This is a genomic window from Providencia sp. LY12 (assembly GCF_057621555.1).
This window is the reverse complement of sequence record NZ_CM172594.1, coordinates 2,112,060-2,134,388: the sequence shown is the minus strand read 5'-3', so window position 1 is coordinate 2,134,388 and position 22,329 is coordinate 2,112,060. Positions and strand designations below refer to the sequence as shown.

Below are 22,329 nucleotides of genomic sequence, written 5' to 3'. Positions count from 1 at the left end.
TCATTTTTACTTATTGCTAGCTCCGCACTTAATTCAATACAAAGAATATATTTTTCAATTAATTTTAAGATAACGCTTATGGATTATTTAAAACCTTATTTAAGTTATCACCCTCTATATTAATAAAATGAAAAATCCCTAAAGACACTTATATAGTTATTTATGAAAGAGATAAAATCAAAAATTAAGAATATTATTAAATTTCATCAAATAGTGAATAAATGTTTATGCAATGTATATTTAAAAGTAATACTATGTCGCTGTAGCTTATGGTTTCAATGTTTATGAACGCTGGTATAAATACTTAAAAGGTATTAAGGAAATCCAATGAAAAAAACTCTTTTAGTTTCTTCTATCGCTGCATTATCAATTTTGGCTGCATCTTCATCTGCATTCGCAGCTAAAACACAAACCTATAACTGTGATGGACAAAAAATTAAAGTTTCTTTTCCTAATCAAGATACAGCAGTGATGCTTTACAGCGATGAACTGATTTTACTGAAAAGCAAAGAAGCCGGGAGTGGCGCTCGCTATGTTGGTGAAAACTTCCAACTATGGAGCAGCAAAGCAGGCTTAAACTTAGCCACTATTTCTGAAGATGATGCTGTTAATAACCGTATTTCTGACGACAAAGGTCGTGATTGCAAGCTGGTTAAATAATTGCATATCTAACTGCACATAATCGTAAAAAGCAGCAACGTAATTATTATGATGCTGCTTTTTTATATAAAAATAATCTTATTGGATAATTAATGTTAAAACTAGCGGTAATGTAATAACGGCAAGAATAGTTTGGAAAGTAATAATCCCTGCTATTAATTGGCTATCTCCATTAAGCTGCTTAGTTAAAATATAGGATGTTGGTGCGGTAGGTATGGAGAAAAAGATAACTAAAAGCACACTTTCTAATGTAGGTAATTCAAATAAATAAGCCGTAAATGAGGCTAGAATAGGCATAGCAAGCAAGCGAAATAATGTTGAAACCATAATAGGTTTAAACTCTTTTCTGAGCGTTGCTGTTTGTAATGCCCCACCAATACAAATTAGCCCCAAAGGTAAACTGGCTGCAGCCAATAATTTTAAAAATTGATCAGACCCAAATGGTAAACCTATCGGTAATAAATTTAATAATATTCCGACAACACAAGAAATAATCAATGGGTTTTTCACAATAGGCATGACTAGCTGCTTTAATGAAACTTTTTTTCCTGCACTTAACGACAGTACTGCAATAACATTACAGCTGGGAACTAAAATCGCCATAATCACCGCTGAAATCGCAATCCCTTCCGATCCAAAAAGATCCGCAACAATCGCCAACCCTAAATAAGTATTAAAACGAATAATTCCTTGAATGTGAGCTCCAAATCGTGGAATTGGTATTCTAAATAAATATTTATTTATCACGACAAGCAGTGAACTTACAGCAAGGATGAAAAAAATGGCGCCGGCAAGATAGGGTAATTTGGGGTTATTGAGCGGTGCATTCGCCAAACTGTTTATTAATAATGCAGGGAATAAAATAAAGTAATTGAGTTTTTCTGCACTAGGCCAAAAATCGGCAGAAAATAGTGCCGTTCTACGTAAAACAAAACCCATTGCGATGAGAGCAAACAACGGCCACAACACGAGTAAGATCTTTTCCATGATTAAGAAATTCTTTTTTTTCAAACCATTATGAATTGATAAATGTGACTATATCGTTAAAATTAATGGGATGTTAGTTAAAAAAAGCGATGTTGCTAGATACCCTTCCAGAGTGTGAACTTTATTCAAAAATACAGTGCAGGTTATTCTGATAGCCAACACATTTATTTATCGTTACTCTCATTAAATCTAATTATTATTTTTTCAAGTTATTCCTATGGATATAAAAAACCTTTGTAAGCTCTACCGAACTGGTAAGAAATTTAAGTATGTCTTTTTCTGGGGGCATCAAACCAAGCAACAGCAAGTCACAAAAAGCTGTTTTAGCCAATGGTACCCTGCCCCTTTTATCGTTGATGGTAACCGTTTCGCCAGTGCTGAACATTTTATGATGGCAGAAAAAGCACGTTTATTTGGCGATAGTGAAATTCTGCAAAAAATTATCCATGCTCCGAATCCTGGAGCAGCAAAAGCCTTTGGACGAGAAGTTCGAGGCTTTAAACAAGATATTTGGGATGCAAACAGATTTGATATTGTTGTAAAAGCTAATTTGGCCAAGTTTTCTCAAAATGATGCACTAAAGCAGTTCTTATTGGCAACCAATGAGCGCGTCCTTGTGGAAGCGAGCCCTGTCGATAAAATATGGGGAATTGGTTTAGCGGAAGATGCGGAGAATATTGAAAATCCGCTTACATGGAAAGGCTTAAATTTATTGGGCTTTGCATTAATGGAAGTACGGACACAATTAGCCAATTAAGATTTTTAGCACAAATATCCCGCTGTTATCAAACAGCGGGTCTTCATTTTATTAAATACTCATTTATAGTGGCATTCTATATTCAATAACGCCCGGTTTTTCTGCGACCCAATTGTATAACTTTTGTCCACGTAAATTGGTTTCCTGGGTATGCCAATATAAACGTCCACACTGTTTCTGCTGCGCTTGTTGCTGAACAAACTCAATTAATTGCTTCCCTACATGGCGACCACGAACTTCAGGGGTCACATAAAGATCTTCTAAATAACAAAAATCATTTTCTGCCCAAGTGGAACGGTGGTAAAGATAGTTCACAAAACCAACCACTTTGTTCCCTTCCAACGCAACAGCACAATGCATTGGCTCTTTTTCATCGAAGAAACGCGCCCATGCTTTTAATGTAATTTCTTCACTTAAATCCACTTGATAAAATTTTTGATACTCCAACCAATAAACTAACCATTCTGGGTAGTGCTCAGGAGAAACAAACTCAATAGATACCAGTAGTTCTGCATTATTCATAATAACCCTTCCATTTGTAGACATATAACTGAATGAGGTTATAGTACAGAGCTATCTGGTACTGTATAAGATACACTTTTGTTATTTATTTAGGATCCACTTATGAGAAGAAAGCAGCAAGCTCAGTTCCCACTGTTATTAATTGAACAGGGTCGAATTAATGAAGGGGTTTACCATACGATCCGTAATGCAATATTGGATGGACGAATTGCTGCTGGCCTAAAATTACCTTCGACTCGGGCGTTGGCTGAGATGATGTCAATTTCGCGCAACTCAGTCATTGCTGGATTTGAACGCCTAATCGATGAAGGTTATTTATATTCAAAGCAAGGCTCTGGAACGTATGTTTCTGCACAAATTCCTGACGAGTTAGTTCGTACAATAACCACCAATCAAGCCGCTTTCCAACGAGAGAATCCTGCACTTTATCTGAACCCCATATTGAATAACCTTCAGCCACTTTGGGCACAGTCTCGCCCCAATACCAATAAGCGCTCAATATTTAATATTGGCGTTGGTTGTGTTGATCAGTTTCCCCATGACCTTTGGGGGCGGTTATTAGGAAGAGTTTGGCGAAAATCCAAGCATGATATCACGCACTATAATCATCCTGATGGCTATATACCACTCAAAAAATTATTAGCTGATTATGTGCGTTCAACCCGAGGTGTTCATTGCAATGACAAGCAAATTATTATCGTCAACGGAACCCAGCAGGCAATAAATTTAGTAGCTAAAGTCTTATTAAAACAAAGCGATACTGTTTGGCTCGATGACCCTGGTTATGATAGTGCTCGTGCAATTTTAACCGCCGCTGGCGCCAATATTTCACCGATCCCTTCCGATAATGAAGGGATGAATATTGAATACGCGGCTGCATATCATGGTGATGCCAAACTGATTTACACTACACCATCACATCAATTTCCACTTGGAACAACTTTAAGTCTACCCCGCCGTCTTGCACTATTAGATTGGGCGCAACAGAACAATGCTTGGATATTTGAGGACGATTACAACAGCGAATTTCGTTTTCTATCCAAACCGATTCAAGCCTTACAAGGGCTTGATAATCATCAACGTGTTATATATGCCGGTACATTTTCTAAAATGATGTATCCCGGTTTTCGCCTTGGATTTTTAATTGTGCCAGAAAGTCTGAGTGAAACTTTTACGATGATGAAATATTACAGTGACAGTCATTGTAGTTATTTAGAACAAGCCGCTTTAGCGCAGTTTATTCAAGAAGGTCATTACGCGAGACATATTCGTAAGATCCGCAAAATTTGTTATGAACGCCAAACTGCTTTTTGCCAATCCATCAATCAATATCTCCCGCATATTTTTGATGCCCAAATGAATGATTCAGGAATCCATACCGTCTGTTGGGTAAGAAAAGGCTATAACTTAGAGATTATCCTAGAACAGTGTCGTAACCTTGGTTTTGGTGCACAGCCATTATCTCGTTATTGTATTAACAGCCAAAATAATGATGCCATTCTATTTGGATATGCCGCCCACACTGAACAAGAGATCATCCAGAACATTCAGTTATTAAGTGAGGCATTGTTGAAAATATACCCAGGTTAAACAGAAATGATATTCGCCGCAATTCCGATTGCCGCTAGTATTGGACGGCTTATAAGATGACCTCAATGTAACTTTTCACTCTATTGAGGTGTCTATGACAAAAATAAGCTACCCATATGAACTGGAAATCGGTGACATTGTTTTCACCAGTATCGGCACTGAAGTTTTTCGCCAAATCGCTTCTGCATCAAAGTGTTGGAGTAACCATGTGGGCATGATCGTTGGTCATGATGGAGAAGACTATTTAGTCGCAGAAAGCCGCATTCCTTTATCGACTACCACCACATTATCCCGTTTTATTGCCCGCTCATCTGAGCATCGTTACAGTGTGCGCCGCTTATCCACACATTTAACCGAAGCACAAAAACAAGCGTTAGTGACACAAGTTTTTCCACGATTAAATAAGTTTTACCATACAGGGTTTAAATACGATTCATCACGCCAGTTTTGCTCCAAATTTGTATTCGACATTTACCAATCTGCCCTATCTATTCGTATTGGTGAAATCGAAACTTTCCAAAAATTATTAACAAAAAATCCGAATGCCAAATTAAAATTCTGGAAGCTGTGGTTTATTGGTTCCATTCCTTGGGAGCGCACGACCGTCACCCCTGCTAGCTTATGGCATCATCCAGAGCTTTCTTTGGTGTACCGTAGTCACGAAGATATTCATTAATTCCTGCATTTAACAACTGATTGATTGACTCTGACTACACAGATAAAGAGCCCTGAACCACAGGGCTTTAGCTAGCAACTCAACGTTTTTAGGAGTAACTTCAGCACTATCTTCACGCTATTTTTTGACTCTATTTCCTCATCAAAATACCCTCCTACCCCATACACCGATTTTTATGCCCGTTCGTTTGTTCAAAACGCAATTATGGATGAGCACGTTCAGTAAAAGGATTGAGGAGAAACGCAATGGCGAATCAATTCCGAGAAAAACAAGTCCCTTTAATGTTATTTGTTTCTTACAGCGATAATTCATTTAAACAGCATCATCCAAGAGCATCTCATGGGGGAAATAATATGGATTCAAAGTTAAATAGCTTAGAAAAAGAGATCGATAAAATGAAAAATGATCTGCATGAAGTCAAAACCAATATCGCCGTAATTAAATCCAACTATTCCACCAAAGAAGCTTTAGCCGCCAGCGCCAATAAAATTATTTTATGGTTTGTGGGTAGTGTGATATTGACTCAATTACTACCAGTGGTGGCTAGAGTTGTGGATGTGTGGGTAAAGTGATTAGCAATTATATTAATGAAATTGCCTTACTTATCTTGATTATTAGAACCACAAAAAAAGGCACTCGCCCCCGAGTGCCTTTTGGCTACAACCCGCTAAACTATGAGCTATTCAGCGGTTCTGGTACTTGTGCGGATAAGGTAATCAAATGCGCTCAATGCGGCTTTGGCACCCTCTCCGGCGGAAATGATAATCTGTTTATAAGGCACTGTTGTACAGTCACCTGCGGCGAATACGCCCTTCACGCTGGTTTCGTTACGAGCATCAACTTCGATTTCGCCCATACGGTTGCGAGCAACGGCATCACCCAACCAATTGGTATTTGGTAATAAACCGATTTGAACAAACGCACCTGCTACTTCCAAAGAATGCACGCTTTCATCCGTGCGGTCTTTGTACTCTAAGCTAGTCATCTTGCTGCCATCGCCTTTAACTTCAAGCGTTTGAGCATTCAAAATAATATCGATATTGCTCAGGCTGCGGGCTTTGGCTTGCAACACGGAGTCCGCTTTCAATTCTGGCGCGAATTCCAATACCGTCACATGCTCAACGATACCCGCTAAATCGATCGCCGCTTCGATACCGGAGTTACCGCCACCGATTACCGCGACACGCTTGCCTTTAAACAGTGGACCATCACAGTGAGGACAGAATGTCACTCCTTTTGTACGGTACTCTTGTTCGCCCGGAACACCCATATTTCTCCAGCGTGCGCCAGTGGCAATAATAATACTGCGTGCCTTCATCACACCGCCTGATGCGGTTTCGATTTGGTGATATCCGCCAATTTGTTCAGCAGGAATAAGCTTAGTGACAGATTGACCATCAATCACATCAACATTGTAGCTATCCACATGATTTTTCAGGGCGCCAGCTAAAATTGCGCCTTCAGTTTTTAATACCGAAATATAGTTTTCGATATCAACGGTATCCATGACTTGCCCACCGAAACGCTCACCGATAACACCGGTACGAATGCCTTTACGCGCAGTATAAACCGCAGCGGATGCACCCGCTGGACCACTACCGATGATCAGAACTTCAAATGGATCACGTTCGCTAATCGCTTTTGCCGCACGCGCGTCAGCATTGGTATCCACCTTGCTCACGATTTCGCTTAATGTCATGCGACCTTGACCAAATTCTTTGCCGTTTAAGAAAACAGCAGGAACACCCATGATGTTGCGTTCGTCAATTTCGTTTTGGAACAGCGCACCATCAATCGCCGTATGGCTGATGTTCGGATTCAATACCGCCATTAAGTTCAGCGCCTGCACAACGTCAGGGCAGTTATGGCAAGATAATGAATAGTAAGTTTCAAAGTTAAAGTCGCCTTCCAGCCCTTTCACTTGATCCAACAATTCTTGTGCTTCTTTGGATGGATGACCACCCACTTGCAAGAGAGCCAGCACTAAAGAGGTAAATTCATGGCCTAATGGTGAGCCTGCAAAACGCACGCCAATATTAGTCCCTGGGTTGGTGATTAAAAATGAAGGTGTTCTTTGTGCAGCATCGCGCTCTTCACGCACAGTCACCTTGTCAGACAGCGACGCAATTTGTTCAAGTAATTGTTTTATTTCAATTGATTTTGCGCTGTCATCTAAATTCGAAACTAACTCTACGGGTTTAGTTAATCTTTCCAGATAGGCTTTTAATTGAGCCTGTAAATTATTATCGAGCATGTAATCCCCTTGGTCATAAAATCGGGTACATATACCCGTCGAATAGCCCGTTGCAGGCTTTTACTTAATTGTGTTTAGCGCCTGCAACGTGGCTTATTTTGCAATATTCTTATCGAGGGTTATCGATTAGATTTTGCCGACTAAATCTAAAGATGGAGACAGTGTTGCTTCGCCTTCTTTCCATTTAGCTGGGCAAACTTCACCTGGGTGGCTTGCAACATATTGAGCAGCTTTAACTTTACGCAGTAAGTCAGCAGCGTCACGACCAATGCCTTCCGCAGTGATTTCGATAGCTTGGATGATACCTTGTGGATCAACAACGAATGTACCACGGTCAGCCAGACCTTCGTTTTCACGCATGTTTTCGAAGTTACGAGTCAGAGCACCTGTTGGGTCGCCGATCATCGCGTATTTGATTTTACCGATGGTTTCAGAGCTTTCGTGCCATGCTTTGTGAGTAAAGTGAGTGTCAGTCGATACAGAGTAGATATCTACGCCCATTTTTTGGAATTCAGCGTAATGGTCAGCAATGTCGCCTAATTCAGTTGGGCAAACGAAAGTGAAGTCCGCTGGATAGAAGAAGAAAACGCTCCATTTACCCGCAACATCTTTCTCTGTTACTTCGATAAATTTACCGTCTTTAAAAGCTTGATTAGAAAAAGGTTTGATTTGAGTATTAATTAATGACATTTGATGTCCTCCTGTTTGGTTGACTATTAAGTTACTGTTTCACAGAGACTTAATCCAATCAGTCGTTGCTATCGATTTGATAGGCAAAATCTAATCATTAATTAAAAATTGATAGGCATAGTATTTTATATGGTTCTGCATTAGAACGCTTGCCGATAAAATCTGCAAGCGTTTTGTGAGAAGTAATTCGAGGTAATTTAATGGGAGCTGATGCAATAAAAACTATGCCATTGTGGCAATGGTTTTGCGAAAGCGCATTAATGCAAAGCTGAAAAATACGCTACCAATGACCACTAAAATAACAAACTGTGGCCACACAATTTCGAATCCCGCACCACGATATAAAATGGCTTGCGCTAGGCTAACAAAGTGGGTTGTCGGCATGGTTAGCATGATGTCTTGTACCAGTTGCGGCATACTTTCACGGGCAGTCATCCCCCCAGAAAGCATGTTTAACGGTAATAATACTAAGATCATCAATAGACCAAATTGTGGCATTGAGCGCGCAATCGTTCCCATAAAAATCCCAATCGATGTGGTGGCAAACAGGCTAAGCGCAACCCCACACATAAACAGCAATATCGACCCTTCAATCGGTACTTGCAGCAAGGTTTTCACCACCAGCAACAGTGAGACTGCCGAGGCAATCAGTACCACTAATCCCATCGACCAAATCTTTGACATCATGATTTCAAAAGGCGTTAACGGCATCACCATTAAATGCTCGACAGTACCATGTTCACGTTCCCGGATCAGTGCAGCACCAGTTAGAACAATCGATAACATTGTAATGTTGTTAATGATAGCCATCACAGAACCAAACCAAGATTGCGTTAAGTTTGGGTTAAACCGCATACGCACTTCAAGATCAACCGGTAAACGCCCTTGGCTGCGGTATTTCGCCAAAAATTCGTTCACTTCTCCTAAGGTAATATTTTGGATATAGCTATTACCCAAAAAGGCCTGACTCATGCGTGTTGCATCAATATTAACTTGCAATTGAGGATGACGCCCTGCAAGTACATCCCGTTGAAAGTTAGGTGGAATATCAATTGCAAACGTATAGGCGCCTCTATCCAGTAAGCCATCTATTTCATTCGGTACAATATCCGCTGGCGGTAAGAAATACGGTTCATAGAAGCTATTAATAATACGGTTTGAAAGCTGGGATTTATCCTGATCTGCAATGGCTATCGGAGCATTATGCAGCGAACCCGGCGTTACCGTTGCAGATGAATAAATCGAGACAGTAAACGCAAACACAATCAGCGCCAGCATTGCCTTATCACGCCCTAAGCTTCGTAATTCTTTCACACCCAAGTTGAAAATATTCTGTATTTTACGAAACATCCCTATGCCTCCTGCTTTTTCAGGAAATAAACACTCAAACCAATCACAATCGGGATCGTGATGGCTAGCGGGATAAATGAGGCTTGTAAATCAAAGAAATTAAGCCCTTTAGAGAAGGTTCCCCGTGTAATGGTCAAAAAGTGGGATGTTGGGTAAATTTGCCCTACCCAGCGACCAATCCCTTCCAAGGAAGAAACAGGGTCAATCATGCCGGAGAATTGGGTTGCAGGGATCAAGGTAATAATTGATGTCCCAAAAATGGCTGCGATTTGGCTCTTCATAAAACAGGATATCAGCAGCCCCATTCCGGTTGCTATGGTGATGTACAAAAACGCTGCCAAGCTCAATGACAAGAAACTGCCTTTAAATTCCACACCAAAAACATAGACGGATAAAATGCAAAGTAAAACAAAGTTGAACATCCCTAAAACAATATAAGGGAGTTGTTTACCGAGCAGGAATTCTAATTTGGTGATCGGGGTGACATAAAGGTTAATAATTGAGCCCAACTCTTTTTCACGCACCACACTGAGCGCGCTGAGCATCGCAGGGATCATCATTAATAATAGAGGAATAACGGCGGGAACAATCGCCGGTAAGCTACGAACATCCGGGTTATAACGATAGCGTGTTTCGATATCAATAGCGGGAATTCCTGCAACACCTGCAGGCTGACGCGCCGCCATAGTGCTTAACCACGCTAAATGCATCGCTTGCACATAGCCACGCACCGTTTCCGCACGATTTGGCATCGCGCCGTCTATCCATACGCCCAGTTTAACGTTATTTCCTTTGGCGATATCACGAGCAAAATTAGGCGGTATTTCAATCGCCACCGTGATTTTTCCGCTGCGCATACCCGATTCGAGCTGCTCATAATCTTGCAATGGAGGCTGCTCAATAAAGTAGCGAGAACCTGCTAAGTTCAGCGTATAGCCTTGGCTCAAACCTGTTTGGTCTCGGTCGAGTACAGCAAAACGTAGGTTTTCCACGTCCATGCTGATCCCATATCCCATGATAAACATCAGGATCACCGTCCCTAATAACGCCAATGTGGAACGCACAGGATCTCGCCGTAACTCCATACCTTCACGAATGCTATAGCTAAATAAACGTCGTAAACTGAAGCGTTTTTTGAGTGCTTCCGCCGCTTGCTCTTTCAGTTTTGCATCCACATGAAATTCAGGGGCGGTCTCTTTGCCCGTATCTTTATCGCCCACTGCATCCTGCAAATAGGCAATAAACGTGGCTTCTAAGGTATCTAACCCACGCTTTTTGATCAGATTTTCTGGGGTATCACAATCCAGTACTTTGCCTGCATGCATCAATGAGATTCGATCGCAACGCTCCGCTTCATTCATAAAGTGTGTGGAGATAAAAATAGTGACACCGTCACGTCTTGAAAGATCGACCATTAAGTTCCAGAACATATCCCGAGCGACGGGGTCAACCCCGGAAGTCGGTTCATCGAGGATCAGCATTTCTGGCTGGTGGATAACCGCGACAGCCAAAGAGAGGCGTTGACGTATCCCTAGTGGTAGGTCATCAGGGAGTGTTTCTCGCACATCCTCCAAGTCAAAACGCTGACACATTTCATCAATGCGCTGGTTAATTTTATCTTCGGGAATGTGGAATAGTTTGGCATGTAATTCAAGGTTTTGCTGAACGCTTAATTCGCTGTACAAAGAGAAGGCTTGGGACATGTACCCAACGCGCTTGCGGGTTTCAATATCTTTTGGGTCAATCTCTTGCCCGAAGAGCCACGCTTGACCTTCACTGGCTTGCAATAAGCCTGTTAACATTTTCATGGTGGTGGATTTACCACACCCATTGGAACCTAAAAAGCCGAAAATTTCTCCTTTCGGAATTTTAAAATTCACATGATCCACCGCCACAAAGTTACCGAAACGCATCGTTAAATCCTGAGCTTCGATAGCGATAACGTCATCACCTCGTGTATCTCGAGGAGGAATCACCACTTTTTGGTGACCCGCACGTTTTTCTTCGGGTAATAGCGCGATAAAGGCCGCTTCGAGGTCATCACAACCCGTTTGGGCTTTTAATTCAGACGCATGCCCAGTTGCCATCACTTTGCCATCATCCATCGCCACCAACCAATCAAAGCGCTCCGCTTCTTCCATATAAGCCGTGGCCACCAGCACGCTCATATTGGTTTGGCGCTCTCGAATGCGGTCAATAAGATCCCAAAACTGCGCCCGAGATAAGGGGTCAACCCCCGTTGTCGGTTCATCAAGAATTAATAAATCTGGGTCATGAATTAGCGCGCAGCATAATCCTAGCTTTTGTTTCATCCCGCCCGATAACTTCCCTGCGGGTCGGTCTTTAAAGGGAGCTAGCCCTGTACTTTCAAGAAGATCCTGAATGCGATAGGCTCGCTCTTCGTTGGATTGCCCAAATAATCGACCGAAAAAATCCACGTTCTCGTACACGGAAAGCGTATGGTAAAGGTTTTTCCCTAACCCTTGAGGCATATAGGCAATTTTGGGACAGACATTGCGACGATGGTCGCTGTTATGCATGTCCCCATTGAGTACATTGACTTGCCCCTGCTGGATCACACGGGCGCCTGCAATCAGTGACATTAAGCTTGATTTGCCCACGCCATCGGGGCCAATCAGCCCCACCATTTTTCGAGCAGGAATTGCGAGAGTGATGTCATCCAACGCACAGTTATCACCGTAATTTTGGCTGACATGCTGTAAATCAACAATCACATCATCCATCAATTTATCGGTCTTTATTTTATGGATCATTGTGTTAGCGATCATTGTGGTAATCTCACCTCAAGATCAGTTGGCCATGCGGCTTGTGCATCTAAGCGAACGTATGCTTTTCCGGGCAAACCTGTTTTGACATATTCAAGGTGTTTTTCCAGCAATTCAGGAGAAATACGTGCACGAACGCGGAACATTAGTTTCAAGCGTTCATTTTGGGTTTCCACTGTTTTAGGCGTAAATTGTGCAACACTGGCAACGAATGAGGTTTTGGCTGGGATCACAATATTTGGGGCCGCATCGAGAATAATATGAACTTCACTTCCAAGAGCAACCTTGCCAGCTTGTTCTGTTGGCAAGAAAAAGGTCATATACACGTCACTTAAATCCACCATGTTCAGCACGCGACCACCCGCACCAAGGACTTCACCTGGCTCCGCCACTCGATATTGAATGCGTCCATTACGTGGTGCTTTTAGAATACTGTCTTCTAAATCAGCCGTGATGCGTCTTTCTGTTGCCGTTGCAGCTTCTACGCGGTTTTTCGCTTGGACGATACCCGCTTGTGCAGAGTCAATGGCGGCGGTGGATGCAGCAACTTGAGCCTTTGAAGCTTCAAGCGCAGCCTTTGCACCTTGCATTTGTGCTGTGTCGTCATCCACTTGCTGTTGAGAAACGGCTTTAGTTTTCACTAGGACGCGAGAACGATTTAACCGTTTTTGTGCAGCATCTAGCTCCGCTTCACGTTGACGAACGACTGCCTGAGCCGCCAGCTTTTCACTTTTGCGCTGTACTAACCCTGACTCTGCCGTGGCAACCGCACTAATGGCTTGGCGTAACTGAGCTTGTACTTCATGGAGTTGTTCCTGTAGGGCACGGGTATCCATACGGGCGAGTTCTTGCCCTTGTTGGACAAAGTCCCCTTCTTTGACAAGGATGGTATCAATTCGCCCTGCTGTTTTAGTCGCTATATCTATCTCGGTGGCTTCAATTCTGCCATTACTTTGTGCAAAACCCTCAGGAAGACTACTCGAGTTTTGGCTCCAGTAATAATATCCGACCGCTATAATTGCCAGAACCAAAATAAGATAAAACGATACTTTGCGCTTATTTATTTTCATACCATCCCTTCTCTATTCATTGAATAAATTAGTGAACCACAGTTGTTTTTGGTCGTTAATTAAATTAATTAGTCACATTACAAAACTGTTTTCTCTTGAAATAAATATCATCTACATTTTATTGTTTTATTATTTTTATAACGGACAAAGTCTATATAACAGCCATTTTGCGAGGCTATCTTATTATTTATTATAACTTTATCAGAATTTAGCTTAGGTTAAATCGTTATGTATCACAAAAAAGTCACCCTCTCGAAAAAAGAGATTGTTTCAAGTGTAGATAGGAATATAAAAAAGTAACAATAAAGCCAGCAACGTTATTTGCTGGCTTTGACATGGTGATGAAAATATTATTTAAGCGTTAATGTTTTTTTAGCAGTTAATATTGCTTTGCTAGCAAATTAATTGGCAAACTTCGCAATTGTTTCAGCATCCATGCGATATCGCACCCATTCGTCTTGTGGTTGTGCACCGATGCTTTGGTAAAAATCAATGGCTGGCTGATTCCAATCTAATACACTCCACTCTAAGCGCTGGCACTGGCGTTCAAAAGCCAATTGAGCAATGTGCTTGAGGAGTTTTTTCCCTGCCCCCGCGCCACGGCGCTCGGGTGAAACGTACAAATCTTCTAAATAAATCCCATTATTGCCTAACCATGTTGAATAACTGGTAAAAAATACGGCATAACCCGCCGGTTTACCATCAACGTAACACAGTAACGCTTCGGTTTTGGAATCTGGTGCGAACAATGAGTTTTCAATATCAGCAACACTGGCTTTTACTTCATGACGCGCTTTTTCATAGACGGCTAACTCAATAATCATCTCTAAAATCAGCGGGGCATCTTCACGGGTTGCCGTTCTAATTTGTATATCCATTATTATCTCTCTTGTTGTTTGAGGCTCAATTTTAACCATCGATGGCGCTAAACCCTAACGCTCAGCAGTTTTATTCATCAAAGCAACGCCATTATAAGAATGATTTATAACCAATAACTCATAACAACAGATAAACAGAATGAATGGGTCTATTGCTCTAAAATCCCCTTCTTTGCTATCATCCACCCCATTGTTCAACCGAAATATTGAAAATAAAAAAGGAGGCTAATCTTATGCTGTTGTGTGATCTTATTGAATACTCACACTTCTTTGGTAATCGCCAGAGCTCAGGCTTTCACAGTGTTACACTGCGATAACCCTGCCTGAGCAAAGCAGCTAAAGAGTCTTTTCTCAGCTTACTGGGTTGTCGTATCGACGATACCCGGCGTTTTTACGCCTAGAAATTGAGTAAGCTATGAGCACATTATTATCTGTAAAATCATTAAACTACGATACCTCCACCACCTCATTACTGTCTGATATCAGCTTCACTTTACTTCAAGGTGACCGTATTGGTTTGATTGGTCACAATGGTAGCGGCAAAAGTACCTTATTGAAGCTTTTGACCTCTCAGTTATCGCCAAATAGCGGGCAAATTACCTATTCCAATCATTGTGTGACTGCGTATATCGAGCAGCATCTTCCTGCGAAAGTCGCCCCATTAACCTTGATAGATGCGCTACTGCAAAAACTGCCCACGCAAGAACATGTTTCTGAACGTTGGCGAGCAGAAGTGTTATTAACGGAATTAGGGTTTGCACCTCATCAGTGGGAGCAATCGGCAAATGCCATTAGTGGCGGTCAACATACGCGTTTACTGTTAGGGCGCGCGTTAATCAGCCAGCCTGATTTATTGCTGTTAGATGAACCGAGTAACCATTTGGATTTACCTACCCTTATTTGGTTAGGGAATTTCCTTCAAAGTTGGAAAGGTAGCTTTGTGTTGGTTTCTCATGACCAATCTTTGTTGGATAAGGTGACAAACAGTACGTGGATTTTGCGAGATAAAACTCTGCATTTTTATCGGCTTCCATGCAGCCAAGCACGCCAAGCATTAGCAGAAACCGACCGCGCCGATGAGCATCGCTTTAACGCCGAGCAAAAGGAAATTGACCGTATTGCTTCAAGTGCCAAGCGGTTAGCGATTTGGGGCAAAGTTTATGACAATGAAGGGCTTGCTCGAAAAGCGAAGCAAATGGAAAAACAGATAGATCGTTTAAAAGAGGATCAAACAGACCTCACTGAAGGCTATCAATGGCAATTGTTACTGAATGGAAAAGCGATACCTGCGGATCGAGTACTTGAGTTAGATAATACACAAGTCACCACGCCGGATGGACAACTTCTGTTTTCAGTCCCCTTTTCGCAAGTGAAAAGCGGTGACCGAATTGCCATTATGGGTGCCAATGGCTGCGGAAAATCCACGCTACTGCGTTTGATTTGGCAGCAATACCTTGCTGACCTGCGTTATGAAACACAGTTAAAGTTCCATCCAACGATTTCAGTAGGTTATTACGATCAGCAATTAGCACAGTTGAATGACCATGATAGTTTAATCGATGCATTGCGGCATTTTGCCCCTATCACCGATGAACAGCGAAAAATGGCGCTGATCAGTGCAGGATTTGCCTATTCTCGCCATCAGCAAAAAGTGGCAACGCTAAGTGGTGGTGAACGAGCGCGTTTGTTATTTATTGGGCTAAGTTTGGCGCAATATGCGCTAATTTTGCTGGATGAACCGACAAACCACCTTGATCTTGAAGGTAAGGAAGCGCTGAGCGAGCAAATTTCCCAATTTGAAGGGGCGCTGTTAGTCGTTAGTCATGATAAATGGTTAATTGAAAATAGTTGCCAGCGTTATTGGTATATTCATAATAATCGCTTGGAAGAGTATCTGGATCTGGAAGAAATTTACCAGAAGATAGAGAAACAATCCGCCTTCTCAGAGAACGAGTTGGAAGAGAGCCAAACCCGTTTAATTTCTGAAAATACACAAGGGGTCATGCCTCATTCTCATGAAGATGACCTACTTGAGCAGCTGTTGGAGCTGGAAGAAAAGTTAGCAGCAGATAAACAACGTAAAGTTGCGCATCAGAAGCCTCTTCTTCAGCAACAGTGGATTGAGGAAATGAAGCGAATTCAAACTTTGCTAGAGATCTAAAATAATAAAGCCCCTAGATGCCAACGTGCACTAGGGGCTTTTCATTGCTTCAATAACAAAACAATACCGTGACAAAATAATTATTAATAAAGTAACGCAAATCCTTATCGGTGAAATGGGGTCAATCACCCTATTTACTCTCATTTTATGAATAACTGTTTTGCCACCTGTGTTACATCTAACTTAATATTTCTGTTTTTTTGCTCGCTTAAAGTATGACATTGGCACACTAGGACAAACTACCTCTTTAAATTTAACCTTACTCTTCGACGCGGAATCTGCCTGTTCATCTTTTAGCTCGATTTGCTTATTTTCTTCCGGCTGCATCACTTGTTCTGGCTGCATGGTCTCTTTCATATGAATTTGCTCTTTAACTTGGATAATATGACGGGTTTTTGCCATGTTATTTTCCTTCTACTGCGTTCTTCTCTAAAACGGCATTATTTTCCGAGACTACGTTATTTTCAGAAACTAATAGCGCCTCATTCACTTGCTCAATTCGTTTTACGGCTTGGTTGATAATATCCACCACTTGAGCCGATTCTTGCTTTGATAACTGCTGTAATACAATTTTATGCCGGAGTAATGATTTGAATTTATCTACCGCTAACTCAATTTCATTGGCAAATTGGTTACCCGCTTTCAGCTCTTGCGCATAATTTAGCTTCATTTTAACTTCAGCCAGAATGTCCGCTTTCAAAAGTAAAAAACAGCGGCCTTCCGGCGTGATAGCAAAGCATTTACGCCCTTTACCCGTTTCTTTACTGGTTGAAATAAAATTCAGTTCTTCCAGTAATGTCAGTGTCGGATAAATCACGCCAGGGCTTGGGCAATAAAATCCAGCTGTTTCCTCACTGATTTTTTTTATCAGTTCATAACCATAATTCGCGCCATCTACGAGTAAATGCAAAATATAAATACGCAGCTGTTTTGGATTAAACATGCGCCGAACACTTTTACCCTCACATAGACATGTATCGAGGGTTTTTGGATTGTCCATTTGGTCTCTCAGTAAATGTGCAAAAAATTAAAAACCGATATATCTAATATCATAATCGGTTTTCTGAATAATGCCAGAATTAGATATATCTGTTTTTATCAATACGTGCTAATGATAACCATTATCATTATGATAGCGAGAAAATTAGCGTCTTAGAGTACAAAAAGTGTTTTTAGTGATCCAAGTAAATGAAAAAAGCCAGTTCTGCGAGAGAACTGGCTTTCTAAATCAAAACAATAACTCGTTAGTGTTAGCCAATATCCGGCAGAACTTTGAAGACAATACCGAGCTGGATGCCGATAACTGCAATACCACACAGGAACACAATCACTAATGCTGGCTTACCACCGAGTACTTGGTATTTGCGAGGGTTAACATGACGAGATTTCAGAGCCATCGCACTTGGCAGTAATAACGCTAAGATAGACAGCGCGATTGCCGCATAACCCAACGCCATCACGAAACCTTTCGGGTAAAACAATGCGAAAACAAGCGGAGGTAAAAAGGTAATCAGCCCGGTTTGAATACGCCCTGATGCATTATCTTGGCGCTTAAACAAGTCGGCTAAGAAGTCAAACAAACCTAACGCAACCCCAAGGAATGATGTGGCTAATGCAAGGCTCATAAACATTTGTGCGACGAATTCAGTTTTACCTGACTGTGCAACCGCTTTAATGGCTTCCAGTAGTCCATTTAACCCAGAATTCTCAGCTAAAATTCCCACAAAGGTATTCGTGCCAATACTGCCCAGCGTAGCGATTTGCCATAAAATATAAGCAACTAGCGGAATCGCACTGCCTAATATAAAGATAATTCGCAGTTTTTTGACATCACCACCCATATATTTCACGACACTTGGCACACTTCCGTGGAAACCAAATGAGGTAAAAAAGACAGGGATAGCCGCGAGGATCAAAATTTTATCGGTTGGTGCTGACAATAAATTTAACTGTTCCACATGCGGGAACATCATTGCCAGAATGATCACTAAAAAGACGATTTTCGCGGTAAACAAGATGCGGTTAATAAAATCGACGGATGAAGTACCAAAGCAAACAACCCCACCACCAATAATGGTAAAGACGACAATGCCCATCCAGTCTGCCATTTCAATGGCAAAACTGCTTTTCAGATTGGAGGTAATGATTTGCCCTGCTCCCGTCACATACGCGGCAGTTAAGGCATACATTAAAAACATCATACTGAAACCTGTGATGAACTTCCCACTCGAGCCTAAATAGCGCTGGGCAACGCTACCTATCCCAGTTTCATGGGATTCATGCTGATAAACTTCAACCAGCAATAATGCGGTGTAGCACATTAGCGCCCACAGACCAAATAGCATCACTAAACTGACTGAAAACCCATTACTTCCCGCTGCAATTGGCATCGCCAACATTCCAGCGCCGATCGTAGTACCTGCAACAATAAAAACACTACCAAGTGTGCGATTTTTCATATTGAGATCCTAACAAAATTAATTAAACACTAACTTTTTGAATGGAATGATTACGTTTATTTTCTTCATCAATGAGCTGTTGTAGTTTGTCTTCAAAGATGTTTCTTAATTCATTCCAGTAGTTATCGAAGTGCTGTTTATCACGCAGGCAATGGGTCATAATTGCGGCCCTTAATACATAAATTGAATGGACTTTATGCCATTCCTCTTCCTTGAAATTCGCCTCTAGACACAGATTCTGAGGATTATCACCGTACTCTTCATGGGTAAGTGATGTTGACGACGTTAAAAAATCATTTGCATAAGTGCGTCCTGCTGCATAAGAGCAGAGTTCATACAAACGTTTATTTAACTGGTTTTGTTTCTCTAATGAGGTGTTTCCCGTTTCCCTGAACATAAAGTTGATCATGTGGAAATCCGGTGCAGGCATCGCTGCCAATGTAAACTCACGCCCATCAATCACAAACGGCTCGCTGGCATTGATTTTTTCAATCATCCAATTGGCGGTTGTTACCCCAGCCGCAATGACTTTGCCATACCCCAATAAGTTCAGCGGAACTAACCGATGTGCAGCCCATACTGCTGCTGCCGTCGCGCCAGCTTTTGAGCCTTCCATAATCGATGAGCCCAGTAATACATTCTGTTGCTTATCGGTTTTACGGCTACTTTCTTTCACTTCTTCAAACACATAGGCCGCATGATAGGAAATCAAATCGACAATGCGTTTGTCCTTCATACAAATCGCCCCAGCAGCATAAGGGATAAAACCGACTTTATGCGGATCAACTGTGATGGAGTCAGCTTGGTTTAAAGCTCGGAAACTCTGATAAACATCAGGCTTTGGCCAAACGATATCTGGCGGGAAAACACCTTCGTCATGGTAACGTGCAATAAGCGCATCATATTCAAGGAATTGGTTGTTTTCATCACGGAACATTGCACAGGCATAACCTGCATACGCCGCATCAATATGCACATAGAATGAAACGCCAAAGCGTTGCTCACATTCCTCGCGTAATTTAATGACTTCAGCGACGTTATCAATAGCACCTGTTTCAGTGGTACCTACAACAGCGACTACTGCAAGAATAGGCTCGCCTTTTTCAATCAATGAGAAAACAATGTCACGCATTTGCGAAACATCCGTGCGATAACGTTTATCAACGGGAAGTTGAACAATGTTTTGCTGCCCTAACCCTAAGATATCCATCGCTTTCATCCACGAATAATGCTTGGATTGCGGCACTAACAATTTACCGAGTTTACCTTGTTCAACACCGGTGCCTCGGCAGGTCAGATTGCGAATTTCTTCAAACAACCCTTGCTTTTTCAACTCATCAATCAGATCCAATACATCACAGGTACGCATATTCAGTAACGCGTTTTCTGAAACATCAGTTAAGAGTTGTTTGGCTTGAGGGTGGGATGCCATGGCTAAAGGTAAGGTTTTAATGTTTCTCGCGACCCATAACCCTTCGTAGTTAGCTACTGTGCCACCCGAGGTAATGTGCCCCCAAGATTTTTGCACGTCATATCCAAACATACCGCATAAATCTAACCCCGCTTCGATTTCTAATACCGTCGTTGTCGGTGAAGATTCTTGTGCGCAGTTATTTGGGTTGTACATCATAGCCATGACATACGCGAGATTGGAGATCATCAAAGTATCCGCGTTCATATGCCCCATGTAACGCGGTGAAAACCAAGGCACTGACGTAGTTTTCAACTTTGAGGAAAGCTGATTAAGGATACCTTCAGTGCGATATAACGTATCCCGATATTCCGGTGCATATCTATCGACGGTAGTAATTAAATCGGGATCTTCAGGATGATAACCAGAACGCCAATGCATATGCTCAGTCACTGCATATTCCATCATTTCTCTGAAAAATACCGCATTTTCAGATTTAGGTCCGAGGAACAATGCATCTACGTTCATGCTTTTATTTTTAAAATTATTCATTATCACTACACCTTCAAACTACAGCTGGCTGGCACCAGCTGCATTAAGTTACTCAACTCATTATCATTGGAAAGTGCAATAACGGGGGGATGTCTGTGTCGAATGACAACTTGTTAATGATATGACTAGACTTATATCCTTAACCTATATTCAGTAGTAGACAAGCCGTTAATGAGCCAACTTGTCTATAGATATAATCCATCTTCATTAAAACATTAACAAACTCATCTTAATTTTGTTCGGATTTGTGGACAGGCACAAAAATTCAAAAATTAATCATCTGTAAAGAGATATTTACGCTCAAAAGACTTGATAATGTAAATTATTTGTTATAAATAACAAATAATACCCTACGTAATTATTATCTAATTATATAAAGATTAAAAAATAGTTAGGTCGTAGCTACCTGTTTATTAAAATAATTTTACCAATCAAATCCCCTGACTCCATATGGTGATGTGCACGTTCCACCTGACACAATGTATATATTTTGTTAATTATTGGTTTTATCTTACCATTCTGTAACATTCCCCAAACTTGCTGATGCAGCTCTTTTGCGATTTGCGCTTTCTCTTCATTACTTCGAGAGCGCATTGTCGATCCAGTGTGGGTTAAACGTTTTACCATCATTGGCATCATGTTCAGCTGAGTTGGGTTTCCTTTCATCATGCCAATTTGGATAATCCGTCCAAATTTTGCGGCTACTACGTAATTTTTACTGACATAGTCTCCACCAATAATATCGACGACCATATTCACACCATGATGATTTGTATACTCCTGAGTCACTTTAACAAAATCGTCTGTTCGGTAATTAATCACACAATCCGCACCAAGTGATTTCGCCGCTATCGCTTTATCTTCTGAGCCAACCGTCGTTATCACCGTGGCACCAAAGGCTTTTGCTAACATGATGGCGACACTACCAATACCCGAGGTACCACCATGAATAAGTACTGCTTCCCCTTTTTTCAACTGCCCAATCTGGAACATATTCGCCCAAACAGTAAAAAAGTTTTCTGGGATAGCAGCCCCTTCTTCAAAGGATAAATTTCCTAATGGCAAAGCAATATCCTGATGCACTAAGCAGTACTCTGCGTAACCACCACCTGCTACAAGTGCACAAATTCGGTCGCCTATCGCCCACGTTGTTACATCATCAGCTTTAGCCACAACTGTACCTGATACCTCAAGTCCCATGATTGGTGAAGCATCTGGCGGTGGTGGGTATGAGCCTTTGCGTTGGAAAATGTCAGGACGGTTAACACCTGAGGCTTCCACTTTAACGATTAAATGACCAGGAAGGAGTTTAGGGAGCGGAATTTCTATTAGCTGCAGTTCATCCGAAACGCTTGGATCAATAATGTCGACAGCTGTCATTAATGGGGGCAACGACATCAAATTGTTATTCATTATGACCTCTTTTTATAAGTTAATAGGAAAAAATGATATTTTTCTGTTTATTCTTGTGTTAATTTAATGCTAATAAATGACGTAAAATAAAACGTGTTTTTATTAAGTTTTTT

At 41.4% G+C, this 22,329-nt stretch carries 19 protein-coding genes; 6 read left to right on the top strand and 13 right to left on the bottom strand.

Annotation, left to right across the window (positions count from 1 at the left end; genetic code table 11):
* Positions 1-327: 327 nt before the first annotated feature.
* On the top strand, positions 328-660 hold the full coding sequence (locus ACY3ZI_RS10115) for an MliC family protein (protein WP_487377382.1): 333 nt from the start codon (positions 328-330) through the stop codon (positions 658-660).
* A 78-nt stretch (positions 661-738) separates the two neighbouring features.
* Here ACY3ZI_RS10115 and ACY3ZI_RS10110 read toward each other — a convergent pair whose 3' ends face one another.
* On the bottom strand, positions 739-1,647 hold the full coding sequence (locus ACY3ZI_RS10110; RefSeq protein WP_211885539.1) for an AEC family transporter: 909 nt from the start codon (positions 1,645-1,647) through the stop codon (positions 739-741).
* A 217-nt stretch (positions 1,648-1,864) separates the two neighbouring features.
* Between ACY3ZI_RS10110 and ybiA the strand changes: the two genes are divergently transcribed.
* Complete coding sequence (ybiA, locus tag ACY3ZI_RS10105; RefSeq protein ID WP_211885538.1) at positions 1,865-2,404, top strand: riboflavin biosynthesis intermediates N-glycosidase; 540 nt, start codon at positions 1,865-1,867, stop codon at positions 2,402-2,404.
* 63 nt (positions 2,405-2,467) lie between these two features.
* On the opposite strand, the gene ACY3ZI_RS10100 is transcribed toward ybiA, so the two are convergent.
* A complete protein-coding gene (locus ACY3ZI_RS10100; RefSeq protein ID WP_211885536.1) occupies positions 2,468-2,926 on the bottom strand; it encodes a GNAT family N-acetyltransferase in 459 nt (152 codons plus the stop codon).
* Positions 2,927-3,028: 102 nt separating this feature from the next.
* Between ACY3ZI_RS10100 and pdxR the strand changes: the two genes are divergently transcribed.
* The 3 genes from pdxR (at position 3,029) to ACY3ZI_RS10085 (ending at position 5,764) form a co-directional block, all read left to right on the top strand.
* Positions 3,029-4,516 (top strand): MocR-like pyridoxine biosynthesis transcription factor PdxR, encoded by a 1,488-nt coding sequence (gene pdxR / locus ACY3ZI_RS10095; protein ID WP_211885534.1) that lies wholly within the window; start codon positions 3,029-3,031, stop codon positions 4,514-4,516.
* 94 nt (positions 4,517-4,610) lie between these two features.
* The gene (locus tag ACY3ZI_RS10090) at positions 4,611-5,192 is read left to right on the top strand and encodes a YebB family permuted papain-like enzyme (protein WP_487377378.1); all 582 of its coding nucleotides are present in this window, start codon (positions 4,611-4,613) and stop codon (positions 5,190-5,192) included.
* Between the two features lie 245 nt (positions 5,193-5,437).
* On the top strand, positions 5,438-5,764 hold the full coding sequence (locus ACY3ZI_RS10085; protein WP_036948116.1) for a hypothetical protein: 327 nt from the start codon (positions 5,438-5,440) through the stop codon (positions 5,762-5,764).
* A gap of 107 nt (positions 5,765-5,871) precedes the next feature.
* Here the strand turns inward: ACY3ZI_RS10085 and ahpF are convergent, their stop codons facing one another.
* The 6 genes from ahpF to ACY3ZI_RS10055 all read right to left on the bottom strand — a co-directional run bounded on the left by ahpF (position 5,872) and on the right by ACY3ZI_RS10055 (position 14,220).
* On the bottom strand, positions 5,872-7,446 hold the full coding sequence (gene ahpF / locus ACY3ZI_RS10080; protein ID WP_487377376.1) for an alkyl hydroperoxide reductase subunit F: 1,575 nt from the start codon (positions 7,444-7,446) through the stop codon (positions 5,872-5,874).
* 126 nt (positions 7,447-7,572) lie between these two features.
* Positions 7,573-8,136 carry an alkyl hydroperoxide reductase subunit C gene (gene ahpC / locus ACY3ZI_RS10075; RefSeq protein ID WP_006659869.1) on the bottom strand — a complete coding sequence of 188 codons (564 nt, stop codon included), beginning with the start codon at positions 8,134-8,136 and terminating at the stop codon, positions 7,573-7,575.
* A gap of 222 nt (positions 8,137-8,358) precedes the next feature.
* Complete coding sequence (locus tag ACY3ZI_RS10070; RefSeq protein WP_036948121.1) at positions 8,359-9,486, bottom strand: ABC transporter permease; 1,128 nt, start codon at positions 9,484-9,486, stop codon at positions 8,359-8,361.
* 2 nt (positions 9,487-9,488) lie between these two features.
* On the bottom strand, positions 9,489-12,230 hold the full coding sequence (gene rbbA, locus ACY3ZI_RS10065; protein WP_211886404.1) for a ribosome-associated ATPase/putative transporter RbbA: 2,742 nt from the start codon (positions 12,228-12,230) through the stop codon (positions 9,489-9,491).
* Positions 12,231-12,271: 41 nt separating this feature from the next.
* Positions 12,272-13,342 carry an HlyD family secretion protein gene (locus ACY3ZI_RS10060; protein WP_211885528.1) on the bottom strand — a complete coding sequence of 357 codons (1,071 nt, stop codon included), beginning with the start codon at positions 13,340-13,342 and terminating at the stop codon, positions 12,272-12,274.
* Between the two features lie 401 nt (positions 13,343-13,743).
* Positions 13,744-14,220 carry a GNAT family N-acetyltransferase gene (locus ACY3ZI_RS10055; protein WP_211885526.1) on the bottom strand — a complete coding sequence of 159 codons (477 nt, stop codon included), beginning with the start codon at positions 14,218-14,220 and terminating at the stop codon, positions 13,744-13,746.
* A gap of 415 nt (positions 14,221-14,635) precedes the next feature.
* Between ACY3ZI_RS10055 and ACY3ZI_RS10050 the strand changes: the two genes are divergently transcribed.
* Positions 14,636-16,381 (top strand): ABC-F family ATP-binding cassette domain-containing protein, encoded by a 1,746-nt coding sequence (locus tag ACY3ZI_RS10050; RefSeq protein WP_487377373.1) that lies wholly within the window; start codon positions 14,636-14,638, stop codon positions 16,379-16,381.
* Positions 16,382-16,564: 183 nt separating this feature from the next.
* Here ACY3ZI_RS10050 and ACY3ZI_RS10045 read toward each other — a convergent pair whose 3' ends face one another.
* The 5 genes from ACY3ZI_RS10045 to ACY3ZI_RS10025 form a co-directional block, all read right to left on the bottom strand.
* A complete protein-coding gene (locus tag ACY3ZI_RS10045; RefSeq protein ID WP_487377371.1) occupies positions 16,565-16,783 on the bottom strand; it encodes a DEAD/DEAH box helicase in 219 nt (72 codons plus the stop codon).
* A gap of 1 nt (position 16,784) precedes the next feature.
* Positions 16,785-17,381: a PadR family transcriptional regulator gene (locus tag ACY3ZI_RS10040; protein WP_487377369.1), complete on the bottom strand. Its 597-nt coding sequence runs from the start codon at positions 17,379-17,381 to the stop codon at positions 16,785-16,787.
* Positions 17,382-17,631: 250 nt separating this feature from the next.
* Positions 17,632-18,780, bottom strand: a complete 1,149-nt coding sequence (gene tyrP / locus ACY3ZI_RS10035; RefSeq protein ID WP_487377516.1) for a tyrosine transporter TyrP — start codon at positions 18,778-18,780, stop codon at positions 17,632-17,634.
* Positions 18,781-18,862: 82 nt separating this feature from the next.
* Positions 18,863-20,803 (bottom strand): pyridoxal phosphate-dependent decarboxylase family protein, encoded by a 1,941-nt coding sequence (locus tag ACY3ZI_RS10030; RefSeq protein ID WP_211885513.1) that lies wholly within the window; start codon positions 20,801-20,803, stop codon positions 18,863-18,865.
* Between the two features lie 402 nt (positions 20,804-21,205).
* The gene (locus ACY3ZI_RS10025) at positions 21,206-22,216 is read right to left on the bottom strand and encodes an NAD(P)H-quinone oxidoreductase (RefSeq protein ID WP_487377367.1); all 1,011 of its coding nucleotides are present in this window, start codon (positions 22,214-22,216) and stop codon (positions 21,206-21,208) included.
* Between the last annotated feature and the right edge of the window lie 113 nt (positions 22,217-22,329).

Excerpts from the sequence above, each read along its gene's own strand:
- pdxR (WP_211885534.1), top strand. The coding sequence starts at position 3,029 with ATGAGAAGAAAGCAGCAAGCTCAGTTCCCACTGTTATTAATTGAACAG.
- tyrP (WP_487377516.1), bottom strand. The coding sequence starts at position 18,780 with ATGTTGGCGATGCCAATTGCAGCGGGAAGTAATGGGTTTTCAGTCAGT.
- ahpC (WP_006659869.1), bottom strand. The coding sequence starts at position 8,136 with ATGTCATTAATTAATACTCAAATCAAACCTTTTTCTAATCAAGCTTTT.
- ACY3ZI_RS10025 (WP_487377367.1), bottom strand. The coding sequence starts at position 22,216 with ATGAATAACAATTTGATGTCGTTGCCCCCATTAATGACAGCTGTCGAC.
- ACY3ZI_RS10030 (WP_211885513.1), bottom strand. The coding sequence starts at position 20,803 with ATGAATAATTTTAAAAATAAAAGCATGAACGTAGATGCATTGTTCCTC.
- ACY3ZI_RS10090 (WP_487377378.1), top strand. The coding sequence starts at position 4,611 with ATGACAAAAATAAGCTACCCATATGAACTGGAAATCGGTGACATTGTT.
- ACY3ZI_RS10115 (WP_487377382.1), top strand. The coding sequence starts at position 328 with ATGAAAAAAACTCTTTTAGTTTCTTCTATCGCTGCATTATCAATTTTG.
- ACY3ZI_RS10045 (WP_487377371.1), bottom strand. The coding sequence starts at position 16,783 with ATGGCAAAAACCCGTCATATTATCCAAGTTAAAGAGCAAATTCATATG.
- ACY3ZI_RS10050 (WP_487377373.1), top strand. The coding sequence starts at position 14,636 with ATGAGCACATTATTATCTGTAAAATCATTAAACTACGATACCTCCACC.
- ACY3ZI_RS10040 (WP_487377369.1), bottom strand. The coding sequence starts at position 17,381 with ATGGACAATCCAAAAACCCTCGATACATGTCTATGTGAGGGTAAAAGT.
- ACY3ZI_RS10085 (WP_036948116.1), top strand. The coding sequence starts at position 5,438 with ATGGCGAATCAATTCCGAGAAAAACAAGTCCCTTTAATGTTATTTGTT.
- ACY3ZI_RS10055 (WP_211885526.1), bottom strand. The coding sequence starts at position 14,220 with ATGGATATACAAATTAGAACGGCAACCCGTGAAGATGCCCCGCTGATT.
- ACY3ZI_RS10100 (WP_211885536.1), bottom strand. The coding sequence starts at position 2,926 with ATGAATAATGCAGAACTACTGGTATCTATTGAGTTTGTTTCTCCTGAG.
- rbbA (WP_211886404.1), bottom strand. The coding sequence starts at position 12,230 with ATGGATGATGTGATTGTTGATTTACAGCATGTCAGCCAAAATTACGGT.
- ACY3ZI_RS10070 (WP_036948121.1), bottom strand. The coding sequence starts at position 9,486 with ATGTTTCGTAAAATACAGAATATTTTCAACTTGGGTGTGAAAGAATTA.
- ahpF (WP_487377376.1), bottom strand. The coding sequence starts at position 7,446 with ATGCTCGATAATAATTTACAGGCTCAATTAAAAGCCTATCTGGAAAGA.
- ACY3ZI_RS10110 (WP_211885539.1), bottom strand. The coding sequence starts at position 1,647 with ATGGAAAAGATCTTACTCGTGTTGTGGCCGTTGTTTGCTCTCATCGCA.
- ybiA (WP_211885538.1), top strand. The coding sequence starts at position 1,865 with ATGGATATAAAAAACCTTTGTAAGCTCTACCGAACTGGTAAGAAATTT.
- ACY3ZI_RS10060 (WP_211885528.1), bottom strand. The coding sequence starts at position 13,342 with ATGAAAATAAATAAGCGCAAAGTATCGTTTTATCTTATTTTGGTTCTG.